Annotated in this window: 18 protein-coding genes; 16 read left to right on the forward strand and 2 right to left on the reverse strand. The window is 48.6% G+C overall.

What is annotated here, in order from left to right; translation table 11 throughout:
- Nucleotides 1-165: 165 nt before the first annotated feature.
- The 9 genes from ACN6MW_RS26660 (at nucleotide 166) to thiI (ending at nucleotide 9,560) form a co-directional block, all read left to right on the forward strand.
- A complete protein-coding gene (locus ACN6MW_RS26660; RefSeq protein WP_419872851.1) occupies nucleotides 166-1,569 on the forward strand; it encodes a sensor histidine kinase in 1,404 nt (467 codons plus the stop codon).
- Complete coding sequence (locus ACN6MW_RS26665) at nucleotides 1,562-2,260, forward strand: response regulator (RefSeq protein ID WP_419872852.1); 699 nt, start codon at nucleotides 1,562-1,564, stop codon at nucleotides 2,258-2,260. Before ACN6MW_RS26660 ends, ACN6MW_RS26665 begins: the two co-directional genes overlap by 8 nt.
- Before the next feature lie 84 nt (nucleotides 2,261-2,344).
- A complete protein-coding gene (locus ACN6MW_RS26670; RefSeq protein WP_419872853.1) occupies nucleotides 2,345-3,091 on the forward strand; it encodes a TIGR02206 family membrane protein in 747 nt (248 codons plus the stop codon).
- Nucleotides 3,072-4,676 carry a DUF2339 domain-containing protein gene (locus tag ACN6MW_RS26675; RefSeq protein ID WP_419872854.1) on the forward strand — a complete coding sequence of 535 codons (1,605 nt, stop codon included), beginning with the start codon at nucleotides 3,072-3,074 and terminating at the stop codon, nucleotides 4,674-4,676. Before ACN6MW_RS26670 ends, ACN6MW_RS26675 begins: the two co-directional genes overlap by 20 nt.
- 144 nt (nucleotides 4,677-4,820) lie before the next feature.
- Entirely contained in the window at nucleotides 4,821-5,423 is a 603-nt protein-coding gene (locus ACN6MW_RS26680; RefSeq protein WP_419872855.1) for a nitroreductase family protein, read from the forward strand.
- Nucleotides 5,424-5,601: 178 nt separating this feature from the next.
- Entirely contained in the window at nucleotides 5,602-6,342 is a 741-nt protein-coding gene (locus ACN6MW_RS26685; protein WP_419872856.1) for an HAD family hydrolase, read from the forward strand.
- A 79-nt stretch (nucleotides 6,343-6,421) separates the two neighbouring features.
- A complete protein-coding gene (locus tag ACN6MW_RS26690; RefSeq protein WP_419872857.1) occupies nucleotides 6,422-7,096 on the forward strand; it encodes a lytic transglycosylase domain-containing protein in 675 nt (224 codons plus the stop codon).
- Nucleotides 7,097-7,188: 92 nt separating this feature from the next.
- Complete coding sequence (locus ACN6MW_RS26695; RefSeq protein WP_419872858.1) at nucleotides 7,189-8,337, forward strand: cysteine desulfurase family protein; 1,149 nt, start codon at nucleotides 7,189-7,191, stop codon at nucleotides 8,335-8,337.
- A 2-nt stretch (nucleotides 8,338-8,339) separates the two neighbouring features.
- Nucleotides 8,340-9,560, forward strand: coding sequence for a tRNA uracil 4-sulfurtransferase ThiI (gene thiI, locus ACN6MW_RS26700; RefSeq protein ID WP_419872859.1), 1,221 nt, complete (start codon nucleotides 8,340-8,342; stop codon nucleotides 9,558-9,560).
- A gap of 55 nt (nucleotides 9,561-9,615) precedes the next feature.
- Here thiI and ACN6MW_RS26705 read toward each other — a convergent pair whose 3' ends face one another.
- Nucleotides 9,616-10,311, reverse strand: a complete 696-nt coding sequence (locus ACN6MW_RS26705; RefSeq protein ID WP_419872860.1) for a TerC family protein — start codon at nucleotides 10,309-10,311, stop codon at nucleotides 9,616-9,618.
- A gap of 136 nt (nucleotides 10,312-10,447) precedes the next feature.
- On the opposite strand from ACN6MW_RS26705, the gene ACN6MW_RS26710 reads away from it, so the two are divergent.
- From ACN6MW_RS26710 to ACN6MW_RS26740, 7 genes are all read left to right on the forward strand, one after another.
- Nucleotides 10,448-11,113: a TerC family protein gene (locus ACN6MW_RS26710; protein WP_364141217.1), complete on the forward strand. Its 666-nt coding sequence runs from the start codon at nucleotides 10,448-10,450 to the stop codon at nucleotides 11,111-11,113.
- A gap of 164 nt (nucleotides 11,114-11,277) precedes the next feature.
- Nucleotides 11,278-11,760 (forward strand): hypothetical protein, encoded by a 483-nt coding sequence (locus ACN6MW_RS26715; protein ID WP_308997968.1) that lies wholly within the window; start codon nucleotides 11,278-11,280, stop codon nucleotides 11,758-11,760.
- 38 nt (nucleotides 11,761-11,798) lie between these two features.
- Nucleotides 11,799-13,640, forward strand: a complete 1,842-nt coding sequence (typA, locus tag ACN6MW_RS26720; protein WP_419872861.1) for a translational GTPase TypA — start codon at nucleotides 11,799-11,801, stop codon at nucleotides 13,638-13,640.
- Nucleotides 13,641-13,813: 173 nt separating this feature from the next.
- The gene (locus ACN6MW_RS26725; RefSeq protein ID WP_419872862.1) at nucleotides 13,814-14,125 is read left to right on the forward strand and encodes a YlaH-like family protein; all 312 of its coding nucleotides are present in this window, start codon (nucleotides 13,814-13,816) and stop codon (nucleotides 14,123-14,125) included.
- Nucleotides 14,122-14,394: a hypothetical protein gene (locus tag ACN6MW_RS26730; protein WP_419872863.1), complete on the forward strand. Its 273-nt coding sequence runs from the start codon at nucleotides 14,122-14,124 to the stop codon at nucleotides 14,392-14,394. The genes ACN6MW_RS26725 and ACN6MW_RS26730 overlap by 4 nt, the downstream gene beginning before the upstream one ends.
- 17 nt (nucleotides 14,395-14,411) lie before the next feature.
- Nucleotides 14,412-15,461: an LCP family protein gene (locus tag ACN6MW_RS26735; protein ID WP_364141205.1), complete on the forward strand. Its 1,050-nt coding sequence runs from the start codon at nucleotides 14,412-14,414 to the stop codon at nucleotides 15,459-15,461.
- An 80-nt stretch (nucleotides 15,462-15,541) separates the two neighbouring features.
- Nucleotides 15,542-15,784, forward strand: coding sequence for a hypothetical protein (locus ACN6MW_RS26740; protein ID WP_364141202.1), 243 nt, complete (start codon nucleotides 15,542-15,544; stop codon nucleotides 15,782-15,784).
- A gap of 38 nt (nucleotides 15,785-15,822) precedes the next feature.
- On the opposite strand, the gene ACN6MW_RS26745 is transcribed toward ACN6MW_RS26740, so the two are convergent.
- A complete protein-coding gene (locus ACN6MW_RS26745; RefSeq protein WP_419872864.1) occupies nucleotides 15,823-16,362 on the reverse strand; it encodes a YhcN/YlaJ family sporulation lipoprotein in 540 nt (179 codons plus the stop codon).
- Nucleotides 16,363-16,381: the final 19 nt, after the last annotated feature.

Genomic DNA, 16,381 nt, shown 5'->3' on the forward strand with positions numbered 1-16,381 from the left:
CGTTTGTTGACGCATGGCGATTGAAAATGGTTCAATTGAACGATCGACAATAGATAGGCTGCGCCATCGGGAGCAGCCTATCTGTGCACGGGCAAACGTTCATTGGCGAATGGGTCTCCCGTATCGATTGATATAACTGAGTATCGGTAGTGAAGGAGCTGCGTTATGCTATTCGTTCTTATCGCATTGTGGGCTATTGCAGCCATTATATGGCTTTCCGATCGGAGAGCCCCCGTTAACCATTGGCTGGGCGCCGTGGCATTCAGCGGCGGAGCGGGTGCGCTTGCGGCCGTTCTTGATCTGCAATGGCTGCCTGCAGCGGCGGATGCCGGGATGAATGAGGTTGCGAGGCAGCTGCTGTACCGTTTGCAGGCGGTCTCCTCGCTCGTTTCCTATTATGGCCTGCCGTATTCCTTCATTTTATTCGCGATTGCATATCGGCCTGTTCGATTGTCTAAGCGGTTTCAGTCGCTTTTGCCTTTCCTGCTGCTTATTCCGATTGTTCTATGTATCGTATTTACCCCTTTTTATACCGCCGTATATCCCATCTCATTCAAAATCGTCGTTTGGTGGGCAGTGCCGTATATTATGTACGGGGCAGTTCAGGTTCTGTTAAAGCGCCAGCTTCACGCCTCGTTTTCCCGAACGCACTGGATTATCTGCTCCGCGGTTCTTCCTCCGGTCATGTTTTGCATGGTTATGAATTACGTGCTGCCAAGCTTCGGGATGCTGCGCATGTGGGTTTATAATACCTGGATCGTCGGGCTAGGGGTTACGATATTTGTCATCGCTTTGTTTACATACGGATTCATGGGCGTGCGCGTCAACATCGACCGTCGGAGATACGATTCCACCTTAAGGGCCGTCACGTCAGGAACGGCCATTCTCAATCACGCAATCAAGAATGACGCGGGGAAAATGCGGCTGTTTTCGGAGAAGATGAAGGCATATGCGCTTGCTACGGATCAACAGGAGCTGCTTGCCGACATTGAAACCGTGCTAAACGCATCGCGGCATATGCAAGAAATGCTGCAGCGCGTGCATCGGCGGACGGAAGATTTGGTCCTGCGTGTCGAGCCCACGGATTTGGCAGCGCTGATCGGGCAGACCATAAAGGGCTACGAGCCTGTGCTCGGCCAAATTAAACTGCAAACCTCTTTGAGCCCAGGTTGGAACTGCCGCATTGATCCCGCGCAGGTGAGCGAAGCTTTAGGCAATATCGTCGCCAACGCCCTCGAAGCAATGAAGGGCAAAGGCGAGCTGTCCATTCTATTGAGCGAAACGAAACGGGAGCTTATCATTGAAATAAAAGATTCAGGTCCGGGGATGAGCAAAAGCGAGATGGCCAAGGTTCTCGAGCCCTTCTATACGACCAAAAACGGCAGCGACACGAATTTTGGCCTGGGGCTGCCTTATGCCTATCATGTCATGCGAAAACATAAGGGATTACTTAATCTAAGAAGCAAACCGGGAGCCGGCACCTCTGTTTATTTAACATTCCCGAAACGGGCGGTTCAAGCGGGGAAAACAGTCATACATCATGAAAAAGGGAGGGAAGCGAGTGAATAGCATAAGGGTATGGATCGTGGAAGATGACCAAGATTGGCTTCGCGGCCTTGTGGCTTATATCAACAAAGAGCCGGACATGAAGGTCGTTTGGACGGCCAGCAAAGCCGAGGATGCAAGGCAGGCGCTGCATGAGGGGGTACAGCAATCGTCGCCGGCGGATGTGGTATTGATGGATATTATGCTGGATGGCCGCCCAGAGGGCGTTCTGCTCGCCGAGGAGGCCTCGGTATCGACTGGTGCCAAGGTCATTATGCTGACCTCGATGGAGGAAAAGGAGCTCATCTTCCGCTCTTTTCAAGCGGGAGCCATTGATTATCATATCAAATCGGATTTTGAAAGCTTGCCGGATGCAATAAGATCGGCCTATCGAAGCCAATCGCCCATTAACGCGGCCGTAGCGGAACGCATGCGGGAGGAGTTTCGCAGGCTGAAGCAGCTTGAACGCGAGTTCGAAGTCAAGAAGCTTGGGGATCTTATTACTCCGTCCGAGCTGCAGCTGCTGGATTTAATCGATCAAGGCTATACGCAGCCGCAAATTGCCGACAAGCTGGTCGTATCCATACGCACAGTCAAAAATCATGTCAATCATATACTAAAAAAGCTGAATCTGAGCGGTTCGCGCGAAGCAGCAAATAAAGCCAAGGAAATGGGCTTATTTCATAAGAAGAATGACGAGGATAGTACCATATAAAGTTGGTACTATTTTTTTTATGCCATTTTTTACAAAATGAAACTAAGAAGCGGGGATATAAAAGCGGAAAGGGAGTGCTTTATCATGGCCTTTGAGATGTTTTCGGCTGCACACTATGCGGCATTGGCTGTACTTATTGCAGCATGTGTTTTTATCGTCATGTTCAGAAAGCAAATGCGCAAGCCGAAGCTGAATCGAGCCATGCGATTTGGGCTAGCCATCCTGCTCCTATGCTGCGAGATTTCGCTTCAGCTTTCTTATGTCCTGGAACATCGCTGGGGGGTCGGTTCCCTGCCGTTCCAGCTGTGCAGCCTGATGCTGCTCGTAAGCGCGTTAGTGCTAATAGCGAAAAGAGAACGTTTTTATGATGCGCTTTTTTTTCTGGGAAGCATGGGCGCGCTGCAAGCCTTGTTAACGCCGAATCTGGATGAGGCCTTTCCGCATTTCCGGTATTTCCACTTTTTTATTGCCCATATCGGAATTATCGGTTCCTCCTTGTTCATCTTGGCAGTTGAACGGTACCGGCCAACCTTCCGATCTGTTCTGAGGGCTATGCTCTGGCTGCATGTCCTCGCCATTCCTGCTGCCATCACAAACAGCATTGCCGGCACGACTAATTTTATGTTTCTGGCGCGTAAGCCAAGCACCGCCTCTTTGCTCGATATATTAGCACCTTGGCCTTGGTATCTGCTGCAGCTTGAAGTGATTGCTTTTGCATGCTTCGTCCTCCTGTATGCAGCAGTGAAAGGTATGGATTATTGGCGCAGCAGACTTGACGGGAAAACACATTTGAAAAAACGGAGGAACAGAAATGAAGGAAATACTGAATAAGCATTGGACATCGCTGCTTGGCGTGTTATTCGTCATGACTGCGTTTATCACCTTGTTTAAATATTCGATGGAGCAGGGCTGGATAACGGAAGCGATGAAAATAGGCTTTGGGCTTTTAGGCGGAGCAGGAATTAGCGTCCTTGGCATAAAGCTCGCAAGCCGAATGCCTCGAAATCCGATAGGCGAGATCTGCATAGGTATGGGAGCATGTATTTTATATGCCACGTTTGCGTTTGCCGGCATTTATTATCGACTTTGGGACCCCATGACGATCCTGCTTGGAACGAGTGCGGTTACGATCGGCATTTCGTTATATGCCTTCAGGTTCCAAGCTAGATTACTGATGATTATGGCTATGCTGGGCGGATTGCTGTCTCCGCTGCTTATGCGGCCGGAAACGGATCAGGTGTTTGCTTTATTCCTATACATGCTAGTACTGAATGTGGCCTTCTTTTTTCTAAGCATATCACGCAGCTGGCAAGAGCTTCGGATCATTAGCTTTATAGGTTCATGGCTGATGTATATCGTTTATTTTATTCATTACGACCCTTCGGTCGAAGGGTTGTGGAGCATGCCGATTCGCTATGCGTTAGCCGCTTTTCTGTTCTATACGATAGGTCTAATGATTTCCTCGTGGACGAACAAGCTGAAATTCGAAGGGACCGATCTATACCTAAATGGCGTAAACGGGATCGTGTTTAGCTTTTGGGCGCTGCTTATATTGCATGGCGAAGTGCCATATGGCTATATCCTTAGTTTTATCGGACTGGTCTACCTTTTGGTCAGCTTCGTCATTTATCATGCTACGGCCAAGATCACGCCCCCTGCAGTAAGTGTTTTTCTGGGAGGTTTACTGCTGATTCTCATATCTTTGAGCAGCATTGGAGGCGGTTACGACTCCAAACCTCTGGTTACGGTACTGCTGTGGAGCATCATAGCCATACTTGCCGCTGCCGTAGGCCACGCGAAAAAGTGGCAGCTCCTTAGCTTGAGCTCGCTTGTTATCTGGTTCGTGGTGGGTTGTTATTGGTATGTCGTGACATGGGATACGCCTCGGGGCGAGTGGTTCGGCATGTATATTCCATTTTTGAACTGGGGTGCCTTCGCATGGATGCTGCTTGCTGCGCTTGGTTTTTATTTCTCGAGAAAGCTGGTCATTCCTGAGCTTACGGATCAAGCTAACCTCATTTTGGCACGAGTCTATGCGCTGCTTGCCCATCTTATCGTAGGCGGGTTGTTGACCAGGCAAATCGAAAATATTTTTACGGAATATATGCCGGACGCTTCTACCGTCTATTTGGCTTTGGCTTTATCCGTGTCTTGGGGCTGTTATTCGCTGCTGCTCATCTTGTGGGGAGCTTTTTATCGGGAGGCGCTGTTCAAATGGTTCGCTTCCGCTGTCCTGCTGGTTGTCGCAATCAAAGCCATCTTTATGGACTTGAACGGACAAGAAGCGCTTTATAAAGTAGGAGTGCTGCTGACGCTTGGAGCCATTTCGTTTTTTGTGACATGGATTAACGGGAAATGGCGCATGCGTGACGGTGAACCTCTGAGTTTAACGGAGGAGGCAGCCCATGAATCATAATTCTGAATGAGATGGGGATAATGTATTTGTTCGACTTGACTTCATGGTCTAAATATTATAAAGTTACTTACGTAAAGTAATTGATTGAGGTGGAATCGGAAGAGATATCCACGCACAGAAGACCATTGGGAGGCAGGAAAAATAATGACATCGCAAGCATTTTTGGAAGCTGTAAAAACAAGACGTTCGATTTACGGGATCAGCAAAGAGTCCGTCATTTCCGATGAAAAAATCGTAGAAATCGTACATGAGGCGGTATTGCATACACCATCCTCATTTAATTCCCAGAGCGCGCGGGTCGTCGTTCTGCTTGGCGAAAACCATGACAAGCTGTGGGATATCGCGACAAACACGCTGCGGGCAATCGTTCCGGCAGACCAATTCGAATCCACGGAGCAAAAAATGGGTTCATTCAAAAGCGGCTACGGCACGGTGCTGTTTTTCGAGGATAAGAATGTCGTAGACGGTTTAATGGAAAGCTTTCCGTCTTATGCGCAAAACTTCCCGATTTGGTCGCAGCATTCTTCAGGCATGCATCAATTGGTAGTATGGACAGCGCTAGAAAAAGAAGGCTTCGGCGCTACCCTCCAGCACTATAACCCGCTGATCGACGAAGAAGTAAAGAAAACATGGTCATTGCCAGATTCATGGCAGTTGATTGCGCAAATGCCTTTCGGCAAACCGACAGCCGCGCCGGGCGAGAAAACGTTCCAACCGATCGAAGAGCGCGTAAAGGTATTTAAGTAAGCTTATTTTAACGCCTGATTTCACTATAAAGACGGTTCCTTAATTTTCGGGAACGGTCTTTTTTATTATGCAAGAAGGATAGAGATATACATCTATTGTTCAAGCCTTCAGGGAGGCATTATAATGGGTATGATTTTTTAACTTGAAACGGTCAAGGCAGGCAAGGGGGGGGAGTTAATTGGTAAAAGCAGTTTTTTTCGACTTGGACGATACGCTTTATGATCAGCTTCAGCCTTTTCTGACGGCAGTACGGACTGCCGGAATCAGCGGGCTTTTTAGGGATAGATTGCAAGCGGAGGATTTATTCAAACGATTAAGAAAACATAGCGACCGTTTATGGGAGAAGCATGCCAGCGGAATGATGTCGCTGGAGGAGCTTCGCATCGAACGGACTACCGCAGCCTTTTTGGATATCGGAATAAACCTAGCGGAACAGACAGCCGTACAGCTTCAGGAAAACTATGAGCGGGAGCAAAAGCGTATCAAGCTGAGAAACGGAGCAGAGACGCTATTTGGGCAGCTGGAATCGTACGGTATTCGCATGGGCTTGATTACGAATGGCCCGGTTGAGCATCAAATGATCAAAATAAGGTCGCTGGGACTGTTGAATTGGATAGACTTGCAGGCGGTATATATCTCAGACGGAATCGGCATCGCAAAGCCTGATCCGGAGGTTTTTCGCCATGTCCGTTTACAATCCTGCTTTGATCCGGAGGTGCTGGTTTATGTCGGTGATGCTTGGCATAACGATATTGTGCCGTCATACCAGGCAGGCTGGAATCCCGTTTGGTTAAACGGCAGAAAACAGCTGCCGCGCGCGGAGGACAAAGATGTGAAATATAAGGAATGCCGATCGATCAATGAGATTATGCCCCTCATACATTTGATCCAAAAAAGGGATACTGGCTGTTTGCCCTAAAAACATGTACAATAAAAACCGATATACTTATTGACGGATACGACGAACAAACACATAAACAGACAGCTAGGAGGTTATCATGAGTATTGACCCTCGTATTATCAAGACATTATTGCAGCTTCAGCTCGCGCCGAGCTTGGATGTAAAGGCCGCATCGAATCCGCTGCAAGCTGCATCAGGGGATGGCTCTGCTTCCTTATTCGATACTCTTTTATCACAATATATGTCGGACAGCGCTTCAGAGGAAGGCTCCGCGGCTCCTGTTCTGCCTGCGGATGCGCTTTCCCAGCTTCATTCTTTGCACAGCCTAACGAATATTACCTACGGCAATGAAGACGAGTCTAACCGTTCACCTTCCGCCTATGACGATCTTATCCGGCAGGCATCAGCGAAATACGGAGTAGACCCTTCATTGATTCAGGCTGTGATCAAGACCGAATCCGGTTTTAGAGCGGATGCGCAGTCTGGCTCAGGAGCCAAAGGTCTGATGCAGCTTATGGACGGTACGGCCAGAGGACTAGGCGTCACCGACTCGTTTGATCCCGCGCAAAATATTGAGGGCGGCACGAAATATTTGTCCATGCTCCTAAAGAAATACAACGGGAATGAACAGGTTGCATTGGCGGCTTACAATGCCGGTCCGGGAAGAGTTGACCGTACGGGCATCAGAACGAACGAGCAGCTGATCGAAAACCTCGAATCGCTGCCGGAAGAAACCCAGCGCTATGTCGCTAAAGTGTTGCAAGCGAAGTGAAACGGCAGCCATAAGATCACGATTCAGCTCACTGCCTCAAACGGCGGAGCAATCGATGATCTTTTTCTTTTTGCATAGGAGGGAGTCTAGTTATGCTATATTTTGACCACTGCGCCTCAACCCCGCCATACGATGAGGTCGTGCAAACGATGATGGAAGTGATGAAGTCCGAATATGCGAATCCATCTTCCCTACACCATGCTGGCGCCAACGCGGATAAATTAATTGAGCGCTCGCGTTCCATGCTTACGGATCGGCTGCAAGCATCGCATGGCCAATGGTTATTTACATCAGGCGGCACGGAGTCCAATAATCTGGCGATAAAAGGGATTGCACGCCAGTATGCCGGCCGGGGAAAGCATTTGATAACGACCCAAATTGAGCATGCGTCGGTTTATGAATCGTTTGCGCAGCTCGAGCAAGAGGGGTTTAGGGTAACGTATCTGCCTGTAAGCAAGTCAGGGCATGTCCGGATCGGGCAATTGGAAGAGGCTTTGACGGATGAAACGATATTGGTAAGCATCATGCATGTCAACAACGAAATCGGAACCATTCAACCGCTGGGGGAAATCGGCAGACTGCTGAAACGCTTTCCAAAGGTGATATTTCATGTTGATGCGGTTCAAAGCTTAAGCAAGCTGCCCATTCCGATTAAAGAGTGGGGCATCGATTTGCTCAGCGGGTCCGCGCATAAGCTAAGGGGCCCTAAAGGTGTCGGATTTTTGTTTGTCCGCGAGGGTATATCGCTGTATCCTATGTTTACTGGCGGATCGCAAGAGAGCGGATTCCGGCCGGGAACGCAGAACGTGCCTGCCATTGTCGCTTCTGCCAAGGCGCTGCGAATGTCGATAGAGATGATGGAGCGGCGCGAGAGCCGAATGAAGCAGCTGAAGCAGATGCTTATCGGGCTGATCGGGGAGATCCCGGAGCTGAAGCTGAATGGGGCAGAGCCTGCCGCTTCGCATATTATTCATTTCTCGTATCCGGGGATGAAGCCCGAGGTTATCATTCATATGCTGGAGCAGCATGGTATAATGGCATCGACCAGATCGGCTTGCTCTTCAAAGGATGATAAGCCGAGCCGTGTGCTGCTGGCCATAGGCGCAAGCCATGAGCAGGCAGCCGGCGGCGTTCGAATTAGTCTTGGAGATGAACATGAGGAGCGGGATATATCCGCGTTGGCAGCAAGCTTGCGTCAGGTTGTCGGGCAGTTGAAGCCGCTTGAGAGGAGATTGACTTAATTTTGCTTTACGATCAAATTGTTCTCCGCTACGGAGATTTAATGGTAAAAGGGAGAAACCGCAACAAATTTGAAAAGAAAATGCTTGAGCAGGTAAAGCAAGCGTTGCTTCCTTACGAGAATATTAGTTATTTCAAATCGTTCGGACGCTTGTTCGTTAAGCTGAACGGCCACCCATACGAGCCGATTGCCGATCGCTTAAAAGATCTGTTCGGCATCGTTTCTTTAAGTCCGGTTGTCAGCACGGAGCAGGATCTTGAGAAAATAAGGGCAGCGGCGCTAGGCTTAATGCTTGCATTGCCTGTGAAGCCTAATACTTTTAAAGTAAGCGCGAAGCGTGCTTGGAAGAAATATCCCCATAATTCGCAAGAGATGAACCATCTCGTCGGAGGCCATGTGCTTCGTGCGATGCCGGATCTCAAAGTGAACGTGAAAAATCCGGATATCGAGCTGCGTGTGGATATCCAGGAGGAAGCGGCCTATATATTCTACGAAGTGATAGAAGGCGCTGGCGGCTTTCCATTCGCCTCCAACGGCAAAGCCTTGCTGCTGCTTTCCGGCGGGATCGACAGTCCTGTTGCGGGCTGGTTGGCTCTGCGCAAAGGGCTTGAAGTGGAGGCCGTGCATTTTCACAGCTACCCGTTCACAAGCGAGCAAGCCAAGGATAAGGTTATCGAGCTGGCAAAACGGCTTTCTTATTTTAGCGGCGAGCCTATCAAACTCCATCTGGTGCCTTTTACCGAAATTCAAACGACCTTGGTGCAGGCGAAAAGCGATAATCTCATCATAACGCTGATGAGAAGAGCGATGCTGCGCATAACGGAACTGCTCGCCGAGCGCAATGGAGCGAGCGGCATCGTTACAGGGGAAAGCTTGGGGCAGGTAGCAAGCCAAACGCTCTCAAGCATGAATGTAATCGGGCGGGCAACGGACCTGCCGCAGCTTAAGCCTTTGATCATGATGGACAAGCATGAAATCATTCGTTTAGCGGAGAGAATAGGCACGTTTGAAACCTCGATTTTGCCTTACGAGGATTGTTGTACGCTATTTTTGCCGAAATCGCCCAGCACGAACCCGAATCTCAGAATCGCCGAGAAGATCGAGTCGCTCATTCCGAATTACAATCAGCTGCTGGCAGCAGCCGTCGAAGGAACAGAGGAGCTTCTGCTTACTCCGCAGCTTCAAACGGCTGTGCAAACCGCTGGCGAGGACAGCTGGTTTTAATGATATCTTGATATCGCGTATGCGTATAAATAAGATAAAAAAAAGCAGGAATCCCTTAATGGGATTCGCTGCTTTTTTCTTGTATGCTTTTCTTCCTTCGCGAGTTGGTCCATAAACCGGCTGCGAGGGTAATAATGACCACTAGAACGACGAAAGACCAGAAGTACAGCTGATTTTCGAAAAAAACCTTGAATGATTTTTCATGCGTTATCATCTTCGCAGCTGTGTAAGCGAGAACCGCCGAGCCGACATATACGATCCATTCGAAGCGGTTGATCAACTTGATAAAGATTGTGCTGCCCCATACGACAACGGGTACGCTGATAATAAGGCCAAGGACCACGAGCAGCGTATCTCCATGCGCCGCACCGGCTACCGCGATCACGTTATCGATTCCCATTGCCGCGTCTGCGATAATAATCGTCCGAATCGATTGCCATAGCGTATTCCCGGATTTAATGCCGTCATGCGGGTCTTCTTGTATGAGCAGCTTATAAGCAATCCATACCAAGAGCAGCCCGCCTACAAGATTAAGCCATGGAACATTTAGAAGCTGGACGACGAGCAGGGTAGCAATGATCCGGATTCCGACCGCTCCGGCAGTTCCCCAAATGACCGCCTTCTTTTGTTGTTCCTTTGGCAAATTCCGTGCTGCAAGCCCTATAACAATGGCGTTGTCCCCGGCCAATATCAGGTCGATGAACACGATGGTCAACAGGGCGGAGAAAAATTCGACAGAGAATAATTCCATAAGCAAATACTCTCCTTCCGTTAACAAACGCATCTTGAAATCTACATTAAATACGGGCGGCCGCGCGGATGGATTCATTTTTTTTGGACATATTCCTTACGGCTTGTTCATACCTCTGATTAGAGGGGGGATGAACGTGGACAGCCTAATTATATTTATCGAAATTGTACTGATTAATGTATTGCTTAGCGGAGATAATGCCATCGTCATTGCCATGGCGAGCGGGCAGCTGCCGCCAGAGCAGCGTAAACGGGCCGTGTGGTGGGGGGCGGCAGCCGCGGTAGGCTTAAGATGTTTGCTGACCCTCGTCGCCATCAAGCTGCTTCAGGTGCCTTTCTTACAGGCCATAGGAGCGCTGCTGCTGTTTTATATTGCAGTAAAGCTGCTTGCGGAAGCAGGAGGGCAGCATGATAATCATAACGTCAAGAAAGCGAAAACGATCGGGGCGGCAATCTGGACCATCGTAGTTGCCGATTTTGTCATGAGCTTAGATAATGTTCTGGCAATTGCCGCCGTCGCCGAAGGAGATCCGATTCTGATCCTGCTCGGCATAGCACTAAGCATTCCCATGATCATCTGGGGAAGCCAAATGCTGGGGACGCTGCTGCAAAGATTTCCTGCACTTTCCTACATTGGAGCAGCGCTGCTTGCATATGCCGCCGGAGAGATGCTCATGCATGATCCAGGGCTTAACCGCCTGCTTTTCCACGGTTCCAAGACGCTTTCCGAAGCGATACCGCTGCTCTGCGTTCCGCTTGTTATCGCGCTTGCCGTTGTCAAAAAGAAACCAATTTCAACCTGATTATGACCTGCTCCGTTCACGCAAAATAATGCGGAACGGTTTTTTTTTGCTCAGACCCCCGTAACGTACTGGTATTTTTGCCTCAGTTCCTATAAACTAATATAGATAAAAACTGTCGTCTTTCGTCAACATATGCGATTGGCGTTGTAAGGAGCGGAACGCGAATGCCTAATAACAAATATTCCGCTGGAATTATTTTGCTGTTAGCCGGGGTCGTTATTTTGTTGGGCAAGTTAGGTGTATTCAGCTTTTTGGGCGCAATATTCTGGCCGCTGCTCGTCTTGATTCCCGGAGTCCTTCTGCATGTGCTTTACTTCGGCAGATTAGTTCCGGCGGTCGTGCTAGTCCCAGGCGGAATGCTCGTCGTATATGCCCTGCTGTTTGTCGTTTGCAACCTTTTTGGATGGGATAGCTTGAAATATTTGTGGCCGCTGTTTATTTTTGGAGTGGCAGCCGGCCTTTACGAATATTATTTGTTCGGTTCATCCAGACCGCGTGTTGTACTCACGGCATCGATTGCGCTTGCTGCCGCATCGGCTGTGTTTGTCGTTCTTGTGCTTTTGTGGAGCTGGGGGATTTATGCGATTGCTGTTGCGTTAATTGCGGCAGGTGTTTGGATGATGCTAAGCAAACGCAGACGTTGGTAAGGAATTAAATAAAAAACAATTGGAGTGGATTACTAGTTATGCAAGCAAGAGAGAATTTACGGAATATCGCCATTATTGCCCACGTTGACCATGGTAAAACAACATTGGTTGACAAACTGCTACAACAATCAGGTACGTTTCGCGATCATGAAGCAGTACAGGAACGCGCAATGGATTCAAACGATCTTGAGCGTGAACGCGGTATTACGATTTTGGCAAAAAACACGGCAATCAATTACAAAGATTATTTGATCAACATCGTGGATACGCCTGGACATGCTGACTTTGGCGGCGAGGTTGAGCGTATCATGAAAATGGTTGACGGCGTGCTTTTGGTCGTTGATGCATTCGAGGGCTGTATGCCGCAAACGAAATTCGTATTGCGCAAGGCGCTTGAGTCGAACCAAACACCGATCGTTGTCGTAAATAAGATTGACCGTCCGAACGCAAGACCGCAAGAAGTTGTGGATGAAGTGCTTGACCTCTTCATCGAGCTTGGCGCAAACGATGAGCAGCTTGAGTTCCCTGTTGTTTATGCTTCAGCGCTCATGGGTACATCAAGCCTAGATCCTGAGAAGCAAGACGAGAACATGGAAGCTCTTTACGAAACAATCGTAAGCAACATTCCATCCCCTACCGAGGATGTAACACAGCCGTTGCAATTCCTTGTTACGCTTCTTGATTACAATGAGTACCTTGGCCGTATTGCCGTAGGCCGCGTAAACCGCGGAATTATTAAGCAAGGTCAAACCGTTGCGGTAATGACACGCGAGGGCGGCAACAAACAAGCGCGTATCGAGAAACTGTTCGGTTTCGTAGGACTTAAGCGCGTGGAGATTGAGGAAGCCGGAGCGGGCGATATCATCGCAATCGCAGGTATTCGCGAAATCAATATCGGTGAAACGATTGCTGATCCGCAGAAGCCAGAAGCTTTGCCGGTTCTCAAAATCGACGAGCCTACGCTTCAAATGACATTCCTTGTTAACAACAGTCCGTTTGCAGGACGTGAAGGCAAATGGGTTACTTCCCGTAAGCTTCGTGAGCGCCTCTATAAAGAGCTTGAGACTGACGTAGCGCTTCGCGTAGATGAAACAGACAGCCCGGATGCCTTTGTCGTTTCCGGACGCGGAGAGCTTCACCTAGGGATCCTAATCGAGAACATGCGCCGTGAAGGCTTCGAGCTGCAAGTTTCGAAACCCGAAGTTATTATCAAGGAGATTGACGGTTCGAAGAAAGAGCCTTACGAGCGTTTACTAATTGATACGCCTGAGGAAAGCATGGGCGCTGTTATGGAAAGCCTAGGAACGCGCAAAGCAGAAATGCTTAACATGATCAATCACGGAAACGGCCAAGTTCGTTTGGAATTCAGAATTCCTGCACGCGGCTTGATCGGTTACCGTACGCAATTCTTGACTTTGACACGCGGCTACGGAATCATGAACAACGCGTTCGACAGCTATGGTCCACTTGCTGGATCAGGCGTAGGCGGACGTCACCAAGGCGTTCTTGTAGCGAGTGAGAACGGAACTTCCACTTTCTACGGTATGATGGGCGTTGAGGACCGTGGTATCCAATTCTTGGAGCCGGGTACTGAAATCTATGAAGGCATGATCGTGGGTGAGCATACCCGCGAGAATGACATTATCGTTAACATCTGTAAAGTTAAACAGCTGAACAACATTCGTTCTGCTGGTAAAGACGATACGGTAACGCTTAAGAGCCCGCGTCTATTCTCGCTTGAGCAAGCGCTTGAGTACTTGAATGATGACGAGTACTGTGAAATCACGCCAAAATCGATCCGTCTTCGCAAGAAGATCTTGAATAAGAGCGAGCGCGAGCGTGCGGACAAAAACCGTAAAAATGCTCAAGCAAGCGTTTAAGAGCTAAACTTTAAACAAACGTAAGGTTTTGCGCATGCAGAGCCTTACGTTTTCTTTGAAAATAAGTGGGATTATAAGTGATGAAACTTATAATCCCACTTATATTTCAGCTTGATGCGTTGCAACTAATTCGCGGCGAAAGCCGTTTACAATCTCTGAAGGGGGTTTAAAGCATGCAGGCATGGCTAAGCGACCATAAGCTAGTTTCTTATCTGATCATATTGGGTTTCACGATATACATATTCAATAAAGTGTTTCGTGCTCAGCAAAAGCTGCCGTTGTTGAAAGAAATCCTTGTCTACGCGTTGATTGCGTTCGGATCGTTCGTTCTCATGATTTTACAGGTAGATAAGCTTCCTATCATTCAATGCATGGGCGTGGCAGTCCTTATGATGTTAATGCTCAGGGGCCGTCAGCTATATGATAAATGGAAAGGCAGCAAATCCGGCGATAATGCGCCTCGAAATGCGGAATCCGGCAAATGAAGCTGGAGGATGCGCTATTTAACTGGCTGCAGATTAAGCTGGTTGCGGCTGCCCGGCAAGACGATCAAGCAGCATGGGATACATTGGCTTTTTTTGAGCAAATCTTAACGGAGGATCATGGATTGACGGACTTTGCCATAACGAAGACCGACGATACGATGATTCATGTGAAATATGAAAAGGATGGACGCGTTAAACTCCAGCTGTACCCTCGCGAACGGGGAGAACAGCTGCTTGCGGACATCGAATCTAATCCCAAATATAACTGAACTCGAAGGTGGAGCATATGAGTAAAGGATCAACGGCGTTACCTCCAAGAACGAGCTCTCGCCAACCAGTCAAGCCAAAAAAACAAAAGCCGCGCAAGAAGCGCTCGGTGCTTAAAACGTTTTTTGGGCTGTTGTTTGCGTTACTCCTCATCGTGGCTGCGGGTCTTGCCTATATCGTTTTCAAAGCAGATAAAGCAGTTGACCAAATCTCTGTGCCTACAGAGGCGGAAGTCGTTATTCCGGCAGGAGAGTCCGTAAAAGAGAAAGCGGTCGCTATGCTTTTGATGGGTCTTGATTCGCGATCCCACGGCGGGGGCTTGAATACGGACGTGATGATGGTTGCAGTATTTAACCCGAATTCGAAATCGGCGACGATCGTGACCATTCCGCGGGATTCGAGCATTGACGTGGATGGTTACCGGACACGCAAAGCAAACAGCTTTTATGCCGATTTTTATATGAACGCCCTCAATGAGAAGAACCTTGAAAAAGAAGCAGCCTATGCGGATGCCAAGCAGGAAGTGCGCAACGTGATGAGCAAGCTGTTTGGGATTGACATTAAATATTCCGCGGTTATTAATTTCCAAGGCTTTGCGGATGTTGTAGATGCTTTAGGCGGCGTCGAAGTGGATGTCGACATGCGCATGAAATACACAGATTCCGCGGATGGCACGAACATTGACCTTGAAGAAGGCGTTCAAGTGTTAAGCGGTGATAAGGCGCTTGATTTTGTCCGTTACCGGAAATCGAATAATGGCAAAAACATGTCGAGTGACTTTGAACGGAACGCGCGCCAGAGCCAAGTCATTGGAGCGCTTACGGACAAAATGAAGTCGTTTGACGGCGTGACAAAAATCGGCTCCGTGATTGAGGCCGTTGGTAATAATTTGACAATGGATATGCCTTCGAAAGAAATTAAAAATATGATGTCGACTTATTTGGGCATGAGCCGCGAGGACATTACCTTTATCCCGCTAGAGGGAACTTGGAGAAGTCCTTATGTTTATCTGGACGAAGCAAAGCTTGATGAAGCAAGGGCTGCGCTGCAGGGAAAATTGGCTGAATAACCGTAGACTGTAGCTAATATGTTAGTTATAATACATCTACAGAGGCCATTTTTGAATCTGTTCAGAAGGAGGTCATGCGAATGACCAATACCGTATCCGAAGTATCCAAGCTAACGATCGAAGTTTTGCCAAAACAAGCATTCGTTCTAATGCATAACATTGATGCGGCTTCTGATGATTTGACCTCGAGCATTTCCGATGGCGGGGACGCGTTGCATAACGCCGCGTGCTTGTCCGCTGTTCTTGCGTGCGACAAACCGAATAAGAGACTTGCAGCAGACAGCTTGGATGTACAAGTTTCCGCTGCATTGAAGAAAGCCTAGTGGTAGCTCACTAGGCTTTTTGTGTCTTCAGGGCATCTTTACAATTTCTTATTCATTTTTGGGGCTTCATGCTTTTCGGGCTCTTCAGGCATGATGTCACGAGGCAGCTGCGGAATTAATCTTCCCATGATATCCGCCATCTCTTCGGCAAATCCGGCTATTGGCCTGCCGCGATTGATATCGGCGCCAATTTCGTTAATTCGCTGCGAGAGATCCATATCCGCCGTTACGAGAGCATCTATGCCGTAGGGGTCCTTGCGAAAGGCTTCCGCGACAGAGTATTTAATTGTCCCGACTCTTGAGCGCTCCATCTTGGCATCTACATCGATGCCGACAATCGCTGTATTTCCGAACACGACACAATGCGCGTTCGTTACTCCTTCAATTCCTTTGGCCAACTGCTCCAGATGTGCCGCAACCTGCGCCGAATTCTTGATTTCCTTTTTCCTTGGTTCGGTTTGCTGAGCTTGGACTTGGCCATTACTTCGTGGAGAGGGTGATGTCTCATTACGTGCGACGGTGCTGCAGCCTGTCGCTACAATCGCAACAATGATCGCTGAAGTAAGCCATTTGAACATGTTTGCCACCTCTTTTATT

It is taken from the genome of Pristimantibacillus sp. PTI5 (genome assembly GCF_048572955.1).
Taxonomy (GTDB): Bacteria; Bacillota; Bacilli; order Paenibacillales; family Paenibacillaceae; genus Pristimantibacillus.

Bases quoted from the DNA above. Each gene is read 5' to 3' on its own strand.
- ACN6MW_RS26680 (WP_419872855.1), top strand. From the start codon at position 4,821: ATGACATCGCAAGCATTTTTGGAAGCTGTAAAAACAAGACGTTCGATT.
- ACN6MW_RS26730 (WP_419872863.1), top strand. From the start codon at position 14,122: ATGAAGCTGGAGGATGCGCTATTTAACTGGCTGCAGATTAAGCTGGTT.
- ACN6MW_RS26670 (WP_419872853.1), top strand. From the start codon at position 2,345: ATGGCCTTTGAGATGTTTTCGGCTGCACACTATGCGGCATTGGCTGTA.
- ACN6MW_RS26715 (WP_308997968.1), top strand. From the start codon at position 11,278: ATGCCTAATAACAAATATTCCGCTGGAATTATTTTGCTGTTAGCCGGG.
- ACN6MW_RS26705 (WP_419872860.1), bottom strand. From the start codon at position 10,311: ATGGAATTATTCTCTGTCGAATTTTTCTCCGCCCTGTTGACCATCGTG.
- ACN6MW_RS26740 (WP_364141202.1), top strand. From the start codon at position 15,542: ATGACCAATACCGTATCCGAAGTATCCAAGCTAACGATCGAAGTTTTG.
- ACN6MW_RS26695 (WP_419872858.1), top strand. From the start codon at position 7,189: ATGCTATATTTTGACCACTGCGCCTCAACCCCGCCATACGATGAGGTC.
- ACN6MW_RS26725 (WP_419872862.1), top strand. From the start codon at position 13,814: ATGCAGGCATGGCTAAGCGACCATAAGCTAGTTTCTTATCTGATCATA.
- typA (WP_419872861.1), top strand. From the start codon at position 11,799: ATGCAAGCAAGAGAGAATTTACGGAATATCGCCATTATTGCCCACGTT.
- ACN6MW_RS26690 (WP_419872857.1), top strand. From the start codon at position 6,422: ATGAGTATTGACCCTCGTATTATCAAGACATTATTGCAGCTTCAGCTC.
- ACN6MW_RS26735 (WP_364141205.1), top strand. From the start codon at position 14,412: ATGAGTAAAGGATCAACGGCGTTACCTCCAAGAACGAGCTCTCGCCAA.
- ACN6MW_RS26745 (WP_419872864.1), bottom strand. From the start codon at position 16,362: ATGTTCAAATGGCTTACTTCAGCGATCATTGTTGCGATTGTAGCGACA.
- ACN6MW_RS26660 (WP_419872851.1), top strand. From the start codon at position 166: ATGCTATTCGTTCTTATCGCATTGTGGGCTATTGCAGCCATTATATGG.
- ACN6MW_RS26675 (WP_419872854.1), top strand. From the start codon at position 3,072: ATGAAGGAAATACTGAATAAGCATTGGACATCGCTGCTTGGCGTGTTA.